19 protein-coding genes and 1 tRNA gene are annotated in these 13,033 nt (G+C 59.1%); 5 read left to right on the forward strand and 15 right to left on the reverse strand.

What is annotated here, in order from left to right:
- Window positions 1–3: 3 nt before the first annotated feature.
- Window positions 4–336, reverse strand: a complete 333-nt coding sequence (locus SJ05684_RS06825; protein WP_034857448.1) for a hypothetical protein — start codon at window positions 334–336, stop codon at window positions 4–6.
- An 824-nt stretch (window positions 337–1,160) separates the two neighbouring features.
- On the opposite strand from SJ05684_RS06825, the gene SJ05684_RS06830 reads away from it, so the two are divergent.
- Window positions 1,161–1,394, forward strand: coding sequence for a hypothetical protein (locus tag SJ05684_RS06830; protein WP_034857447.1), 234 nt, complete (start codon window positions 1,161–1,163; stop codon window positions 1,392–1,394).
- 45 nt (window positions 1,395–1,439) lie between these two features.
- Here the strand turns inward: SJ05684_RS06830 and SJ05684_RS06835 are convergent, their stop codons facing one another.
- The 3 genes from SJ05684_RS06835 to SJ05684_RS06845 form a co-directional block, all read right to left on the reverse strand.
- A complete protein-coding gene (locus SJ05684_RS06835; RefSeq protein ID WP_034857445.1) occupies window positions 1,440–1,622 on the reverse strand; it encodes a hypothetical protein in 183 nt (60 codons plus the stop codon).
- Window positions 1,623–1,725: 103 nt separating this feature from the next.
- Window positions 1,726–1,998, reverse strand: a complete 273-nt coding sequence (locus SJ05684_RS06840; protein WP_034857443.1) for a hypothetical protein — start codon at window positions 1,996–1,998, stop codon at window positions 1,726–1,728.
- Window positions 1,999–2,429: 431 nt separating this feature from the next.
- Window positions 2,430–3,077 carry an outer membrane protein gene (locus SJ05684_RS06845; RefSeq protein ID WP_050980127.1) on the reverse strand — a complete coding sequence of 216 codons (648 nt, stop codon included), beginning with the start codon at window positions 3,075–3,077 and terminating at the stop codon, window positions 2,430–2,432.
- Window positions 3,078–3,341: 264 nt separating this feature from the next.
- Between SJ05684_RS06845 and SJ05684_RS06850 the strand changes: the two genes are divergently transcribed.
- Window positions 3,342–4,337 carry a GlxA family transcriptional regulator gene (locus tag SJ05684_RS06850; RefSeq protein WP_095694226.1) on the forward strand — a complete coding sequence of 332 codons (996 nt, stop codon included), beginning with the start codon at window positions 3,342–3,344 and terminating at the stop codon, window positions 4,335–4,337.
- Between the two features lie 24 nt (window positions 4,338–4,361).
- Here SJ05684_RS06850 and SJ05684_RS06855 read toward each other — a convergent pair whose 3' ends face one another.
- From SJ05684_RS06855 to SJ05684_RS06895, 8 genes are all read right to left on the reverse strand, one after another.
- Complete coding sequence (locus SJ05684_RS06855; RefSeq protein WP_083846227.1) at window positions 4,362–4,667, reverse strand: hypothetical protein; 306 nt, start codon at window positions 4,665–4,667, stop codon at window positions 4,362–4,364.
- A gap of 199 nt (window positions 4,668–4,866) precedes the next feature.
- Window positions 4,867–5,271, reverse strand: coding sequence for a DUF1236 domain-containing protein (locus SJ05684_RS06860; RefSeq protein WP_034857442.1), 405 nt, complete (start codon window positions 5,269–5,271; stop codon window positions 4,867–4,869).
- Between the two features lie 611 nt (window positions 5,272–5,882).
- Window positions 5,883–6,113, reverse strand: coding sequence for a hypothetical protein (locus SJ05684_RS06865; protein ID WP_034857441.1), 231 nt, complete (start codon window positions 6,111–6,113; stop codon window positions 5,883–5,885).
- A 107-nt stretch (window positions 6,114–6,220) separates the two neighbouring features.
- The gene (locus SJ05684_RS06870; protein ID WP_244426688.1) at window positions 6,221–6,469 is read right to left on the reverse strand and encodes a hypothetical protein; all 249 of its coding nucleotides are present in this window, start codon (window positions 6,467–6,469) and stop codon (window positions 6,221–6,223) included.
- A 26-nt stretch (window positions 6,470–6,495) separates the two neighbouring features.
- Entirely contained in the window at window positions 6,496–7,314 is an 819-nt protein-coding gene (ku, locus tag SJ05684_RS06875) for a non-homologous end joining protein Ku (RefSeq protein WP_095694227.1), read from the reverse strand.
- 12 nt (window positions 7,315–7,326) lie between these two features.
- Complete coding sequence (gene ku / locus SJ05684_RS06880) at window positions 7,327–8,244, reverse strand: non-homologous end joining protein Ku (RefSeq protein WP_034857439.1); 918 nt, start codon at window positions 8,242–8,244, stop codon at window positions 7,327–7,329.
- A gap of 84 nt (window positions 8,245–8,328) precedes the next feature.
- Window positions 8,329–8,520, reverse strand: coding sequence for a hypothetical protein (locus tag SJ05684_RS06885; protein WP_034857437.1), 192 nt, complete (start codon window positions 8,518–8,520; stop codon window positions 8,329–8,331).
- 801 nt (window positions 8,521–9,321) lie between these two features.
- The gene (locus tag SJ05684_RS06895) at window positions 9,322–9,723 is read right to left on the reverse strand and encodes a DUF1236 domain-containing protein (RefSeq protein ID WP_034857436.1); all 402 of its coding nucleotides are present in this window, start codon (window positions 9,721–9,723) and stop codon (window positions 9,322–9,324) included.
- A 233-nt stretch (window positions 9,724–9,956) separates the two neighbouring features.
- On the opposite strand from SJ05684_RS06895, the gene SJ05684_RS06900 reads away from it, so the two are divergent.
- Window positions 9,957–10,109 (forward strand): hypothetical protein, encoded by a 153-nt coding sequence (locus tag SJ05684_RS06900; RefSeq protein ID WP_244426687.1) that lies wholly within the window; start codon window positions 9,957–9,959, stop codon window positions 10,107–10,109.
- Complete coding sequence (locus SJ05684_RS30215; protein ID WP_050980126.1) at window positions 10,106–10,609, forward strand: hypothetical protein; 504 nt, start codon at window positions 10,106–10,108, stop codon at window positions 10,607–10,609. Before SJ05684_RS06900 ends, SJ05684_RS30215 begins: the two co-directional genes overlap by 4 nt.
- A 311-nt stretch (window positions 10,610–10,920) precedes the next feature.
- On the opposite strand, the gene SJ05684_RS30310 is transcribed toward SJ05684_RS30215, so the two are convergent.
- From SJ05684_RS30310 to SJ05684_RS06920, 3 genes are all read right to left on the reverse strand, one after another.
- Window positions 10,921–11,109 (reverse strand): hypothetical protein, encoded by a 189-nt coding sequence (locus SJ05684_RS30310; RefSeq protein ID WP_083846225.1) that lies wholly within the window; start codon window positions 11,107–11,109, stop codon window positions 10,921–10,923.
- A gap of 369 nt (window positions 11,110–11,478) precedes the next feature.
- Window positions 11,479–11,661, reverse strand: a complete 183-nt coding sequence (locus SJ05684_RS06915) for a DUF3606 domain-containing protein (protein ID WP_034857432.1) — start codon at window positions 11,659–11,661, stop codon at window positions 11,479–11,481.
- A gap of 259 nt (window positions 11,662–11,920) precedes the next feature.
- Window positions 11,921–11,996 (reverse strand) — tRNA-Lys (locus SJ05684_RS06920).
- Between the two features lie 287 nt (window positions 11,997–12,283).
- Between SJ05684_RS06920 and SJ05684_RS06925 the strand changes: the two genes are divergently transcribed.
- Window positions 12,284–13,030 carry a cytochrome c biogenesis CcdA family protein gene (locus SJ05684_RS06925; protein ID WP_034857431.1) on the forward strand — a complete coding sequence of 249 codons (747 nt, stop codon included), beginning with the start codon at window positions 12,284–12,286 and terminating at the stop codon, window positions 13,028–13,030.
- Window positions 13,031–13,033: the final 3 nt, after the last annotated feature.

Below are 13,033 nucleotides of genomic sequence, written 5' to 3' on the forward strand. Positions count from 1 at the left end.
CCGTCATCTATGCGGAGGGGGATCGCCTTCAGGCTTGGTCGGCTTCACAAGCGAAATGACCCGCGGCTTAGATGGCGCGTCTAGCCATTCGATCCACTTGTCCCTTTCCTCGATCGTGTCGAAGAACCGCCAAAGCTTGTACTCTTCTTCGGTGGTCTCCAGCATCTCGCCGATGGACACGAGCTCTAGAGGTAGAGTCACCTCGTTGCCGTCGAAGCGAACGAAATAGAGCCCTTCGGCAGCGAGACGGATCACTTGACCGGTGGCATAACTTCCGTCGGGGTCGTCGACCGTGAAGTACATGCCGGTCAAAGTTTCAAAAACGTTGTGGTTCATCGATTTCGAATGCCATTTCAAGAATACAGGGCATGAGGTTTACGCAAGCGTTGCCCAAAGGCAAGGCGATTAATGATGCCATTTCGTGCAGGCAACGCCGCGAGATTCTTACGATCGGCTTCTGATCTTCTCTCTCAGTGCCGGCGTAGAGCAGCCCGATAGCTCTCCAGCCTCAAAGACCACCCGATAAACCGCCGTCTACGCGTTAGGTTGGTCGCCTTCATAACTAGCCGCGAGTGCACAAGCCTATCAGTTTCATTGAGATTTGTTCCGGCGTTCCAGCGAGAGGCATGGCTTCGCCCAGAATCCGGTAGCAAGTTTCAAGATCATTCTCCTTTGAGTGCACCGCAGCGCTGAGGACGATGAACCCCACTAAAATCGAGGCGGCCAAGATCCGTCGTTTGTTGCACGGTCATTTATATTGTTGTCCGTTTACGCGGCCAACTTCTTTAAGCCAGAACGCGTCGGCTTCGGCTTGGCTGCGAAAAGGACTCTCTTGCCGAGGAATGCCATCGGCATTCAATGTGACCACCACCCAATACTCGCCGCGCTGTTCGTTCCCCCCAGACGGCTTGGGCTCCGAACTCGCTCACTCTTCCTCCATAAGTTGGCTATCCCCATAGGGGAGATCTATCACAAATCGGAAACTTTTCCCTCTGTTCGCTTGCCGTAGCCTCTCCAGGGGCCGCACTGATGGGCCGGGGAATCAGGGCGTCTGACGCGGCGGGTCAGGCGGCTTGCATCTGTCCCAAGTGGTCGATGTGGCGAGCACCGGAACTTTGCAGCCGCAACCTCGTTAAATCCGCCGTCGGGAGGATTTGCGCATGCCGCCGCCGAAAGAGATGGCTTACGTCTTGACGACTCTGCCCTTGAGGACAGGCACCTACGTGCCTGATGATCTCCTTGAGGATTGGTTTGCGCCGGGCGCGGGGATGGACCCGCCTTCGCAAGCAGCTCTGGCCGAAGCCACTTCCTACGGGCAGCAGTTCGAGTGCGAATTCAAGCACTACCCCGAGCGCAAGGAAGGCGTTTTCTGGAAGTGGGTGCCGGCGATCTGAATGGACGCGAAAGTTCCCGCTGTATGATGCCCGCACCCAATCGCCTCACATTGGCACTCCGGTGACCGGATTGACCTCGGGCTTTTCGCTACTGTCCTTGGCGTGAGGAGGCTGCACGACCGGAGGCGCGATCGAACGCTTGTCGGCATCCTTCCTTCGGTCCGCCGGCGGATGGACGTCCTTGGGGCTCGCCTGCTCGGGGCCGGCATTGGTGTTTTTCGTGGCCATTCTCGTTCTCCTTCCGAAGTAGAACGAGAAAGGGCACCTGTATGTTTCGCCGATTTGATGAACATGCAGCGATGCGCCCTCGGGGCAGGCGGGCGCTGCAAGGTCACTCCTCTTGCTCCTTCCTGGAAGGTGACCGGCGCTCGAGCAATTGTCGGAAGATGTCCGCCTGCTTCTCGGCGGCGATGCGGATCGCGGCCAGGTGGTCGAGCATCGCGCCGAAGGCGACCAGAAGCAGACCGCCGGCGATTGCCGGAACGACCCAGGGGAGGATTGCGATGAGGTTGCCGGCATCGGGCGCGGGGACCAGCGTCATCGCCATGAGCAGAATCGTGCCGATCGTGATCGCACCGCCCAGGAACTCGAGAAATTTGCCCATCCTCCATCCCCTTGATCAAGCTAAACTACTGCAAGTCGCGCAAACAGTGCGACGCGCTTACCGCATCGGCCCGAACATCGTACCCGATTCTCGGAAAGCTCGATGCGCAGAGTCAAAGAGTTACAGCGGCCTTTGTGCGTCTGAACAGGTGCGCGGCGCTGTAGCGTCCCTTGTGCTTCCTGAAGGACGCACGGCGACGTAGTCCGATCCAAAGATAGGAACATGGCGCAATCGACAGCGCTCAGCAATCTTGGGCGCTGACATTTCGCGTGACGCTCCAGGGCGGCGATCGTTTGCAGGTGGGAGCCCCGGCATTGGCCGGAGTTTGGGAGCGAAAGCGCCAGTCGCGGTTACAGCGCCGCGCGTCTTTTCAGACGCGCGTAGGTCGCTGTAGCGTCGAGCTTTCCGAATATCGGCTTTGGGCCGATGCGCTAGAACCTCACACCGACACCGACCGTGAACTGGTGCTGGTCGAGATCGACGTCGAAGCCGCCGATATCCTTTTCGCCATAGTCGTTGTAGCGATACTCTGCGCGGCCGAACATGCTGTCGGTGAAGGTGTAGTCTATGCCGCCGCCGATGGTCCAGCCGTTGAAGGTCTCCTTCTCCTTCGGTGCCCCGTCAACGTCGACAAAGCCGCGCGTCACGGCCCAGCCGCCGGTCGCATAGAGAAGAGCCCTGTCGTTGAACGCGTAGCCGACCCGCCCGCGCACCGATCCGGAGACATCGGTGCCGGCCTCGGCGCTCGTGCCGAATAGGGTAAAGCTCTCATCGTTCCAATTGTAGCTGACGTCTCCCTCGACGCCGACGACCCAATCGCCCATCTGGTGGTTGTAGCCGGCAAAGGCACCGAAAATGCCGCCATTGAAATCTTCCGAAACGCTGTCGCCGGGAACGCTGAGATCGCCGTCGAGCCATCCGCCCCCGCCCTGAAGACCGACATAACCCCCCGTCCAGACGAAGGTTGGCACCGTCTCGACGACCGGAGCAGGCGCTGGCGTTTCTATGATATCCGCCGCATGAGACGTGCCCGCGACAACAGCAGCGCCAAACATGGCAACAAGCACATTTCTGATCATCACAGATGTCTCCTGTCGTCCGGCTCCGAAGAATAACAACTGTAGAACGGCGAGTCTGCCAAAAACCGTCACCGGGGCGAATCACTTGTCTTCGCATTAAAAAAATCGGGCCGGCTAATGGGATGGCCGGCCCGTCCCGGCAGATGTGCGGAGAGGGGAACGTCTCTCGGCAGGCCGAATGGCCCGCGAAGGAGATCGATTGCCCACCGATAATGCCCTAAGAGCGCTTTTCAAGTTGACATAACCCGTAAGCAATTTGACATTATGCGCATGGCTGCAAAAGCGGAAAGGGCATCTGCCATCGAGATCGTGGTGGTCATTCTGCCCGAATCCTCGATCATGTCGCTCGCCTCCGTCCTGGATCCGATGCGCGCCGCCAATCGCGTGGCCGGCCGCCAGGTCTTCAGGTGGCGCCTCTTGTCCGGCGATGGTCAGGCGGCGATGCTCACCTGCGGCCTTCCGGTTGCCGTCGACGGTCGTTTCTCCCCTCCGCTCGCAGGCGACGTTCTTCTGGTGATTGGCGGCTTCAACCTTGAAAGGCATACAGGAAAGCGTTTCTTCGCGACCTTGCAGGAATGTGCCCGCCATTTCGATGTGGTCGCCGGCATCGAGTCCGGCTGCTGGCTGCTCGGCCGCTCCGGCCTGCTCAACGGCCGCAGGGCGACAGCGCATTGGGAGGAGCTCGAGGACTTCGGCCAGGCCTTTCCGGCGCTGACGGTGATCGGCGACCGCTTCGTTACGGACGGCAAATATTGGACCTCGGGCGGAGCATCGCCCACTTTCGACATGATGCTGCACCTGATCACCGAAAGGTTGGGGCCGGCGCTGGCACTCGATGTCGCCAGCATCTTCGTCTACGATCAGATGCACAGCCCGACCGACGTCCAGCCTTTCGTTTCGCTCGGGCGGATCGAGGTGCGCGACCCTGAACTGGCGGGCGCCATCCGGCTGATGGAACGCACGCTCGAGCGGCCGATGACGGTTGCGGCGCTGGCGCGCCGGCTCGCCATTTCGCAACGCAAGCTCGAACAGGTCTTCGCGCGCGGGCTTTCGACCAGCCCCGGCGCCTATTATCTGCGGCTGAGATTACAGGTCGCCCACCGCTTGGTGCGGGATTCCGGCATTCCAATGCGAGATATTGCGCTGCGTTGCGGCTTCGACAGCCTCTCCGCATTCTCGCGGGCCTACCGGCGCGAATATGGCGAAAGCCCGCTCAAGATGCGAAGTGCGAACCGCGCCGCGAGCCTTGCGGCGGGGTAGCTGCCGACATTCATAAATCCCCGGTCACTTCCGCGCGTGCGACCCGGCATTACCGGCGATTGCGCACGCCTCTTCGAATTCCCTTACGGTTTCCTCGGTGTTGTCCTCGGGCAGCACCGCATCGGCCACGTCCTCCGCCGCCGCGGCTTGGCCCTCGTAGACATAGGACTGGATGTAATAGGCCAGTTCCCCCTTCCACACCTTGCGCCCCTCGATCTGGCGGCAGGCGACCGCAGCTTCGAAATCCGCCTGCAATTCCTCCATCGTAACCGTTGTCGGAACGACATCCGAAGGTGCCACCAGCGTGGCGATCAGCAGGGCGGTAAACATTGCGACTCCTCCGGGGCGACCACCAGGAAACGGGCGAGCGGTTTCGCTGGTTCCTAACATAGAGGATGGAATCTCGCTCGGACGGAAGCAGGGATTCGCGATCGGTCGAATTTTGTCGGACGCCGATGTGTATAGGCCACACTGCAACGGAAAGGGGGCCCCTCGCGAGGCGAAGGGCCCTTATTCTCACGCGTAGTGGTTACTGTACAACCTGGACGACCGTGTAGGTCTCCGGGTCGACGATCACGCGCTTCTGATTGACAACCGCATAGGCGTAAGTGGGGTTTTCAGGAACCGGCGTCAACATCACCGTCCGCGGCAGGGGTTTGCCGACGACGATCGGCTGTTCGATCGTGATCGTCTCAGCCGGAATCGGCTGCTGCTCCACGTAGGTCACGACCGGTTTCGGCGGCGGAGAGAGGACCGCGCCAGCGGCCAGACCCACTGCGCCGCCGATGGCCGCTCCAACCGGCCCGCCGATGATCGCGCCGGTGGCGGCTCCGCCCGCGGCGCCGGTCACGGCAGCGTCATTATCACCTGCAAGTGCGGGCGCGGCAAAGATACCGGCCGCGATCACAGAAGTTACAAAGATCTTGGCTTTCATCTGTCGTACTCCCTTGCTATTCACGCCAGTAAAACTCTGATGGATTTCATTTGTTCCTTTATTTTGCTTTCGCGATGGAAAGCATGTAATAGTAACTTGCTGTTACTTGGTGGAATAAACTGTGAATACGAGCATATTTGAGGCTGCCATTCTGTGGTGGCAACGTGGGGGTTCCGGTCCACCAGTGAACGCCATGCGGATGCCCTTCCGGCCATGCGCCTCTCCACGGCACAATCCCCCACACGCGGGGCACCGCACTCGCGCCGCCCCTGCGAAGACCTATAAATTCGAAGCGCTATATTTTTTCGGCCGCAGCCGAACTCAGCCCAGGCCGAAGAACGACAAGATAGCGATCACGATCACGATCAGGCCCACGAGATAAATGATCTGGTTCATGTTGCCTCCTTTCATGGCACATGAACGGGCGGCGCCACGGGTAGGTTCCAAGAAACGGCTGTCAGGGCGGTTGTGTAGGGAGCGTGGCCCTAAGAGCTCAATCGATAATCAAACAAGGAAATGCACCCGATGAGAGCTTTTCGAGCTTTTCGAGCCTATGCTCGCAATAGTGCACGTAAGTGTCGTGTCGTGCTTGGCCGCGCCTTGCGCGTCGCTCACCTCGTCACCTCATCTTGGCGCTCTTGGCAGGGTGCCCAGCCTCTGGTGAAGCCGACGCTCATCGCAATCTGAGCCAGCGCCAATTGCTCGCGCAGATGCTTGCAGTCGGCGAGGAGTGTCCGGATTGTCGCTTCCGCGTCACCGCCGTGCCAGGCAAGTGCTGACGCGACCTCATCCATCCATGCGTCGAATTCCTCGATCTCGGAAGTTTGCTTCTCAGCAGACATGACGTCTCCTTCTCCGCGCTCGCACGAAGTCCTTTGCCCCGCAGATTCTCAGATTGGCGATTGCACCGCCGATGCATGTTCTTATTATGTTCTCATCGTCGCTGGAGTCAATGCGGCGCCCAATACTGCTTTTCTCTTTCCAACAGCCCAACAGCTTGCGCTTGCATGTCGAGGCACAAACTCTCGTACCAAGGAATATAGGCTTCTCGGGCGGGATCTTTGCGCAGCTCCTCGATCTTCATCGCCGCAACCGCATACGACTCGAAAAGCCGGTCTAGCTCGGGGCTTTTTACCGAGCGAAGTTGCTCTTGATGAAGGGGCAGAGCCAGAGCCAAGCGGGCTCTGCCGTTGCGCATTAATGACATTCCCATCACTGTTGCGGTCAAGAGGCCTTGCGGCCCGGCTTCTTGCCTTCGAGGCTTTGCTTTAGAGCCGACATCAGGTCAATGATGTTTCCTCTCTCTGCCGGTTCTGCGCCGCCTTTGGGCTTGGCGGCCTTGACGGGCTTCGTCGCCTTCCGCTTCTTCTCGATGATCTCGAGTAGTTTTTCCTGGACAGGGTCGCGGACCATGTTGGTCGTCCACGGTTTCCGCTGTTGCTCGATGAGCTTGACGATCAGCGGCAGCATCTCCGGGTCGGCCTTCTCGTCAATGTCCTCGAAATAGGCTTCCTCCTTGCGAACCTCGTCGCCGTACCGGAGTGTCCACACAACGATGCCCCTGCCGCATGGCTCCAGCATCACGGCTCGCTCTCGGCGACCGATCACCAGCCGCGATATGCCGACGACTTTCTCCGCTACCATGGCATCGCGGATCACGCTGAATGCTTCGTGGCCGACCTCGTCCGAGGGCGACAGGTAATGCGGCTTCTCAAGCCAGATCCATTCGATGCTGTCGCGCGGAACGAACTTTTCGATGTCAATGGTCCTGACACTTTCGAGCGCCACACTTTTCAACTCCTCATCCTCGATCACAAGGAAGTCGTTCTCGCCGCGTTCATAGCCTTTTGCCTCGTCGTCGTCGTCCACGTCCTTACCGGTGACGGAGTCCACATACTTTGAGACGATCCGGTGGTTTGTCTTTCGGTTCAGGGTGTGGAAGCGGACCTTCTCTGACTCGCTGGTCGCAGGCATCATCGAAACCGGGCAGGTGACGAGCGAAAGTTTCAGGTAGCCTTTCCAGTAAGAACGTGGGGGCGCCATGATTCACCTCCCTCAGCTTGCGCGGCGATGCGGAGTGGACGCTCGCTTCGCCTTCGCTGCTGTCTTCGCTTTTGCTGCGGTCGAGCGGGCAGTCTTCGCTCTGCCCTTGGCCGCACCTGCCTTCGCGGTTCGCCGCTTCGGCTCGGACGCTGCCTTTATGCCGGCGCTCTGGCGCAGAGCCTCGAGCAGTTCGTTGGGTTTAGAGACCTTCGGCGGCGCGCGTGTCGGCAGGGCCTTGCCTTCGAGCTTAGCCTTGACCAGTTCGGCGAGCGCAGCCTCGTACCGGTCGTCGAACTCCTCGGCCGAGTACGTGCCCTTCTTCATGCCGATGATGTGCTTTGCAAGGTCAAGCATCTCGCCTTCGATCTTCATCTCCGGAATTTCCTTGAAGGCGTCTTTCGCGCTTCGCACCTCGTATTCGAAGTTCAGCGTGGTGGCGATCAGCCCTTTCCCGTGCGGCCGCACAAGGACGGTGCGCACGCGCCGGAAAAGGACCGCTTGCGCAATTCCGGCGACCTGCGTCTTCCGCATGCCGTCGCGCAGAAGAGTGAAGGCCTCAGCACCCATCTTGTCCGGCGTCAAATAATAAGGCTTGTCGAAGTAGACCTTGTCGATTTCGTCACAGGTGATGAAAGCCTGGACGCGCAGTGTCTTGTCGCTCTCCGGGACCGCCGACTTCACTTCCTCGGGATCAAGAACGACATATCTGTCCTTGTCGATTTCGTAGCCCTTGACCTGGTCGTCTTTCTCCACCGTATTGCCGGTTTCGCTGTCGACAAATTCGCGCTTCACCCGGTTTCCGGTGGCTCGGTTGACGGTGTGGAAGGAGATCCGCTCTGAGGTCGAGGTGGCTGTGTAGAGCGCCACCGGCGCGGTCACCTCACCAAATTTGAGATAGCCCTTCCATTGGGCGCGTGCCGCGGCTGCCATGACTCACTCCTGACGCAATTGCGTGAACTGAGCGAGTCAACCGAATCACTTTCGCCTTTGTTCCGATTTGAGAAACGAATATTTTCAAGGATATTCTAAATTATCCTCAAGGCGGATGGACGCGGTCTCGCTACCTTCGTCCGGCTCATGGAAGGGCAGAAAGCCGTATTGCTCGAGCCACTCGCGAACGAAGAGGCGGATTGCCTCGTCTCGCGTTATCTGAAGTTGTTCGCAGGCGACAGCGAGCGCCGCCTCAATGGTCTCGTCAAAGGTCATTCGTTTTTCCTACGCACTACAAAGCACCAGCCGAGCCCCAGAGCTTGCCCAGTGGGATGCGGGGGCGATGGCTCTGGGGCCGCTGGCCCACGCCGGAGGGGGACTCTGCCGACGCGGATTCTTATGGATTGAGGGTCTCACAGAGCACGCCACGGTCAAGGATTAGGGGTATCACTCAAACGGAGTATTTGATTTCATTGGTCTTTCCGCCATTCTGGGACCAGCCGAGGAGGGGCAGGTGGGTGATATTCGATCAGGAGACGGTTCTCGGTCTGTTAGCTGGCATCGTCGTTGGATTGCCGGCCTACTTTGCGGCGTCAGCCTTTACTCGCCGTGGTCGACCTGCACATGCGCCGCAGAGATTGCCGCTGCGCAGGAAGCATAGAGTTCGATTCCCAGCGTCGCCGTTGCCGCGGCAATTGCTGTGGTTCTGCTCAGAGGACGTGGCGCGGGAAGCCGGATGGCGGAACGCGTATCGCTGAGGCTCTGCCGACCTGAGCGTTAATGCTCATGGCACGCGCTTCATCGAAGAAACCGCCCGATGAACCGCCCGATGAACCGCCCGATTCCAGCGCCGCCCGTCGACCCGTGCCGACGCTCGTCGACAAACCGCCGAACGGGGCGGAATGGGAGCGCGATTCACTTTCCCATTCCCAGCGTTCTCAAGAATTTTGGGAGCCGCCTAAGTTATTGAAAATGAAGGTATTCCCACGTTCACAGCGATTGCCCCTACTACGTAGGGGGAGGCGTCTGGGAACGCCATCCCCCGATAGAGAAGGAGTAGAACGTGATCAGACGCCGTCAGTTAATGACCTGCACAACCGTACGCGACTTCGGCTCCACAATAACCCGCTGCTCGTTAACGACAGCAAATGAATATTCCGGCGCCTCGGGAATGGGCGTCAGAACGACTGTTTCCGGAATCGGTTTTCCGACCACTACCCGTTCCTGAACCACAACAGACGAAGGCGCAGGCATTTGTTCTACCCGGGTGACTACCTCTGGCGGAGGCGGGGTAAGGGCTCCACCGAGCGTGGCGCCAACCACTGCGCCTACGCCGGCGCCAATCGGGCCGCCGAGAATGGCGCCCGTTGCTGCTCCACCCACCATGCCTGTAGTTGCGTTTTTGCCATCGCTCTGCTGAGCGAAAGCAGTTCCCGCCACAAGCGTGGCTGCTGCAGTAACAATCATAAGCTTCTTCATAGTTCTATCCTTTCGTTGAAGTCGCCCGTTAACGATAGGGTGCCGAAACAGTTCCAGTATTCAGACTTAGGTCCGACGGAATAACGGCGAAAGACGCAATCACAGTGAGACGTATGGCCTCGCAGTATTTCGGTATCCACCGGATGCTTCGAAATTGAAGGAGAAAATACTTGATTAGAAAATCGCATCGCACCCAAGGCGGGCCATTCCCGGGCCGCGGAGCCGCACCCGAGATGAAGCACGACTTCCATCTGCCTCGCGGTCAGCGGGCCGGTTTTGAGAAGCTGAACGAACTCGCAGCGATGCGGCCGACGGTCGTGGATGCCGGCTCGCTCGTCGCTGCGAACGATAATCGCGCAGGGAAAAAAGAGGAGAACGCTGCTTGACCAGATCCACCGCAGAACACCGCGCAGCTGTAGAAGCCTGGCGTGCCACAGCACCAAAGCACGACCATCAGATATTTGGCAGGAAGCTGAAGGCCGAGAAGCCCAGACACCGAGGCCTATCAGAACTGTCAGCGCTGCCTGCAATGCGGAGCCGGCCGAACGGTGTCGCCGAAGGTGTGCCGGCAGAGCCGGATACGCAGATATCAAGCAACTGGCGCTTGACGCCGGCGAACGACAACAGGCTGCCGGAAGACGGCTTTGGGAATGAGCGCGCCGTGGAGATCATCCCATCCGAACAAGAACTAGAAAATTCGTTAGCCGAACTCAGCATGAGGTATCGCCAGCAGCCGATGATGCCAGCCGGTGGTCGGCATGAGGCGCAGCGGGCGAGCAAGGAGATCCATGCTATTCCAGTTGAGGGTGACTTCGTCTACGGCACACACGTCGATGAAGACGGTAACTCCCATAAGGTTATTACCCGCACCCCTTCACCTTCATAGGGTTACGACTTGCGAGAAACTTCCCGCTTCTCCGGTTCGACGCCGTATTCGGCCAACGCCATTTCAGGCAGCATAGCTGTCGCCCCACCACCTTCCGGGCGCACAGACTAGTTGCGACGGACGCTCGGCCAGCGATGAGCCGGGCGAAACTATCTGCGAGTTATCCATGGTTCCTCATGGGCATCTTCGCCGGGATTGGCCACCTGCCACATAGGCAGCGTACCGTCTGCAGCGGTCGGCCATCCCACCTATCGTACCCACCTACGCCTCTCTACGATGCGCACCCTTGGTGGTCACTTATCAGCCCAACTCTAATACCGCCACCTGGGCGGCCGTTTTGCATTATGCTGCAGCTCGGAAGCTGTGGCGAACCGGCCGAATAGCCGACGAAGTCGGACCTCTTCTTGTTCACCCAATTGATGTTGTTGGCAAAATTCTCGGACGTTCCAAACCTTGGTAACGGTGTGCTTCGAAAGCTTTTCGGCTTCGACATGCTCCATCTTGCTCCTCCCAGGCAGGTGGACGGTCAGACTATTATACCAAAGTCTAATGAAGCAAGGTCTAAAGTATAACCGATCGCCTTTTTTCCAATTGCCTGGCGCCACCCTCCTCTTGGCGACGGGCAATCATCGGCAGGTCGAGCGGCTACTCCCTGCCGCTTCTTGTTTCGACTCTGAGAAGAAAAGCCTGCCGCTGAGGACGGCAGGCTAGATCGGGGACGCGTTACCCTGCGATGCGTGGGAGGAAATCGCATCGACTGTTTCTTGTATATATTATACGTGCCTAAAAATAAAGCATTTTCGCAAATGCCTGTCTAGGCGGCACAGCCAAACTGTCAGGTCCGCAATTGGTCGACCTAGTCGCTTACATTAACCGTTCAGACGACTGGCCGCTTTATCGGCAGCGTCGCGGTCGTTGCCATGCTGCTTGATGATGCGGCGTGCGTCCGCAGCAGTAATGCCGTGCTTCTTTGCGAAATAGGCAACCTCGTACTTCTGAGTACCTGAGACGAGGCGGCGGTCTGCTGCGGTTTTCGTTTTGTCGTCTGCCATCTAAGGCCTCCTTTCATTGACTAACGAACAACGCGGACGGGAATCGCAGGTTCCGTATACAGCCAGAACTGCATGGCACCGCCTCTATGACACTCCAAGATAATGCTAATGGCCGGCTGAAGAGAGCGCGCCGAAACTACCACGAGGATTGGATGAAAAGTTCGGGGTCGAACCACCAGCCTTGAGTTAACCGAAGTTCCCGTGGCGACTCGATGCTCCGGCAAAACGCCAAATTCTTCGCTAAGTGCTTGAAATCTTTTGGTGAGCGCGCAGGGATTCGAACCCTGGACCTACTGATTAAAAGTCAGTTGCTCTACCGGCTGAGCTACGCGCTCCCGTCGCCCGAGCTTCAAGCTCGGCGGAAGTGGGCGGACATATGCACGCGCCCCCCGTGCCGGTCAACCCAAAAAATTACAGGAAAGCACGAATATAGGCACGCGTTTCCGGGCAACATGGGCGTTGGTGAATCCATTTGCGCCGGCGGGCGCGAGTGGGCCAATTGGCTGTAATTTTGCCCGGTGGGGCCGGCGCGTGCGGCAATATGGTCGCCAAAAGGTGATTGGTTTCGCATTACATATGCGGGTAAGAAGGCGGCGAGCCCGAGTGCCGGAGTATCTGAACTTTGTCGATTGCCGATATATCCATCTGGACCGCGATCCTCGCGGGCGCTCTGTCCTTTCTCTCGCCTTGCGTCCTGCCGCTCGTTCCCCCCTATCTCTGCTATATGGCGGGCGTTTCCGTCGATCAGTTCCGTGGCGGCGACGCGGCGGCGGTCGGCAACCCGCGCAGGGCCGTGATGCCGGCGGCGCTCCTCTTCACGCTCGGCTTCGCGACCGTGTTCGTCGCGCTCGGGGCAGGGGCATCGTCGATCGGTCTGCTGCTGCGGCAACATATGGACGTGCTGTCTCGCGTCGGCGGCATTATCATCATCGTCATGGGGCTGCATTTTCTCGGCGTCTTCCGCATCGGCCTGCTTGCCCGCGAGGCGCGCTTTCACGGCGGGGGCAAGCCGGCGACGCTGTCGGGCGCCTATATAATGGGGCTGGCCTTCGCCTTCGGATGGACGCCCTGCATTGGGCCGGTGCTCGGCACGATTCTCGGCGTTGCCGCCGCGCGCGACACCGTTGGCGACGGTGCCCTGCTGCTTGCGATCTATTCGCTCGGTCTTGCGGTTCCCTTCTGGGTGGCTGCCGGCTTCTCGGGGGCGTTCATGCGCTTCCTTTCGCGCTTTCGGCGCCATCTCGGCCTGGTCGAGAAGCTGATGGGCGTCCTGCTGGTTGCGGCGGGTCTCGCCTTCCTCTTCGGCTTTGTCAGTACCGTGGCGATCTGGTTCCAGCAAACCTTCCCGGTGCTCTCGCAAATCGGCTGATCT

This window comes from Sinorhizobium sojae CCBAU 05684 (genome assembly GCF_002288525.1).
GTDB classification, from domain to species: Bacteria; Pseudomonadota; Alphaproteobacteria; order Rhizobiales; family Rhizobiaceae; genus Sinorhizobium; species Sinorhizobium sojae.

Excerpts from the sequence above, each read along its gene's own strand:
- SJ05684_RS06845 (WP_050980127.1), bottom strand. The coding sequence starts at position 3,077 with ATGATCAGAAATGTGCTTGTTGCCATGTTTGGCGCTGCTGTTGTCGCG.
- SJ05684_RS06850 (WP_095694226.1), top strand. The coding sequence starts at position 3,342 with ATGCGCATGGCTGCAAAAGCGGAAAGGGCATCTGCCATCGAGATCGTG.
- SJ05684_RS06865 (WP_034857441.1), bottom strand. The coding sequence starts at position 6,113 with ATGTCTGCTGAGAAGCAAACTTCCGAGATCGAGGAATTCGACGCATGG.
- SJ05684_RS06900 (WP_244426687.1), top strand. The coding sequence starts at position 9,957 with ATGAAGCACGACTTCCATCTGCCTCGCGGTCAGCGGGCCGGTTTTGAG.
- SJ05684_RS06855 (WP_083846227.1), bottom strand. The coding sequence starts at position 4,667 with ATGTTTACCGCCCTGCTGATCGCCACGCTGGTGGCACCTTCGGATGTC.
- SJ05684_RS06895 (WP_034857436.1), bottom strand. The coding sequence starts at position 9,723 with ATGAAGAAGCTTATGATTGTTACTGCAGCAGCCACGCTTGTGGCGGGA.
- SJ05684_RS06825 (WP_034857448.1), bottom strand. The coding sequence starts at position 336 with ATGAACCACAACGTTTTTGAAACTTTGACCGGCATGTACTTCACGGTC.
- SJ05684_RS30310 (WP_083846225.1), bottom strand. The coding sequence starts at position 11,109 with ATGGAGCATGTCGAAGCCGAAAAGCTTTCGAAGCACACCGTTACCAAG.
- SJ05684_RS06835 (WP_034857445.1), bottom strand. The coding sequence starts at position 1,622 with ATGGCCACGAAAAACACCAATGCCGGCCCCGAGCAGGCGAGCCCCAAG.
- SJ05684_RS06885 (WP_034857437.1), bottom strand. The coding sequence starts at position 8,520 with ATGACCTTTGACGAGACCATTGAGGCGGCGCTCGCTGTCGCCTGCGAA.
- SJ05684_RS06860 (WP_034857442.1), bottom strand. The coding sequence starts at position 5,271 with ATGAAAGCCAAGATCTTTGTAACTTCTGTGATCGCGGCCGGTATCTTT.
- SJ05684_RS06840 (WP_034857443.1), bottom strand. The coding sequence starts at position 1,998 with ATGGGCAAATTTCTCGAGTTCCTGGGCGGTGCGATCACGATCGGCACG.
- ku (WP_034857439.1), bottom strand. The coding sequence starts at position 8,244 with ATGGCAGCCGCGGCACGCGCCCAATGGAAGGGCTATCTCAAATTTGGT.
- SJ05684_RS06830 (WP_034857447.1), top strand. The coding sequence starts at position 1,161 with ATGCCGCCGCCGAAAGAGATGGCTTACGTCTTGACGACTCTGCCCTTG.
- ku (WP_095694227.1), bottom strand. The coding sequence starts at position 7,314 with ATGGCGCCCCCACGTTCTTACTGGAAAGGCTACCTGAAACTTTCGCTC.
- SJ05684_RS06915 (WP_034857432.1), bottom strand. The coding sequence starts at position 11,661 with ATGGCAGACGACAAAACGAAAACCGCAGCAGACCGCCGCCTCGTCTCA.
- SJ05684_RS06870 (WP_244426688.1), bottom strand. The coding sequence starts at position 6,469 with ATGCGCAACGGCAGAGCCCGCTTGGCTCTGGCTCTGCCCCTTCATCAA.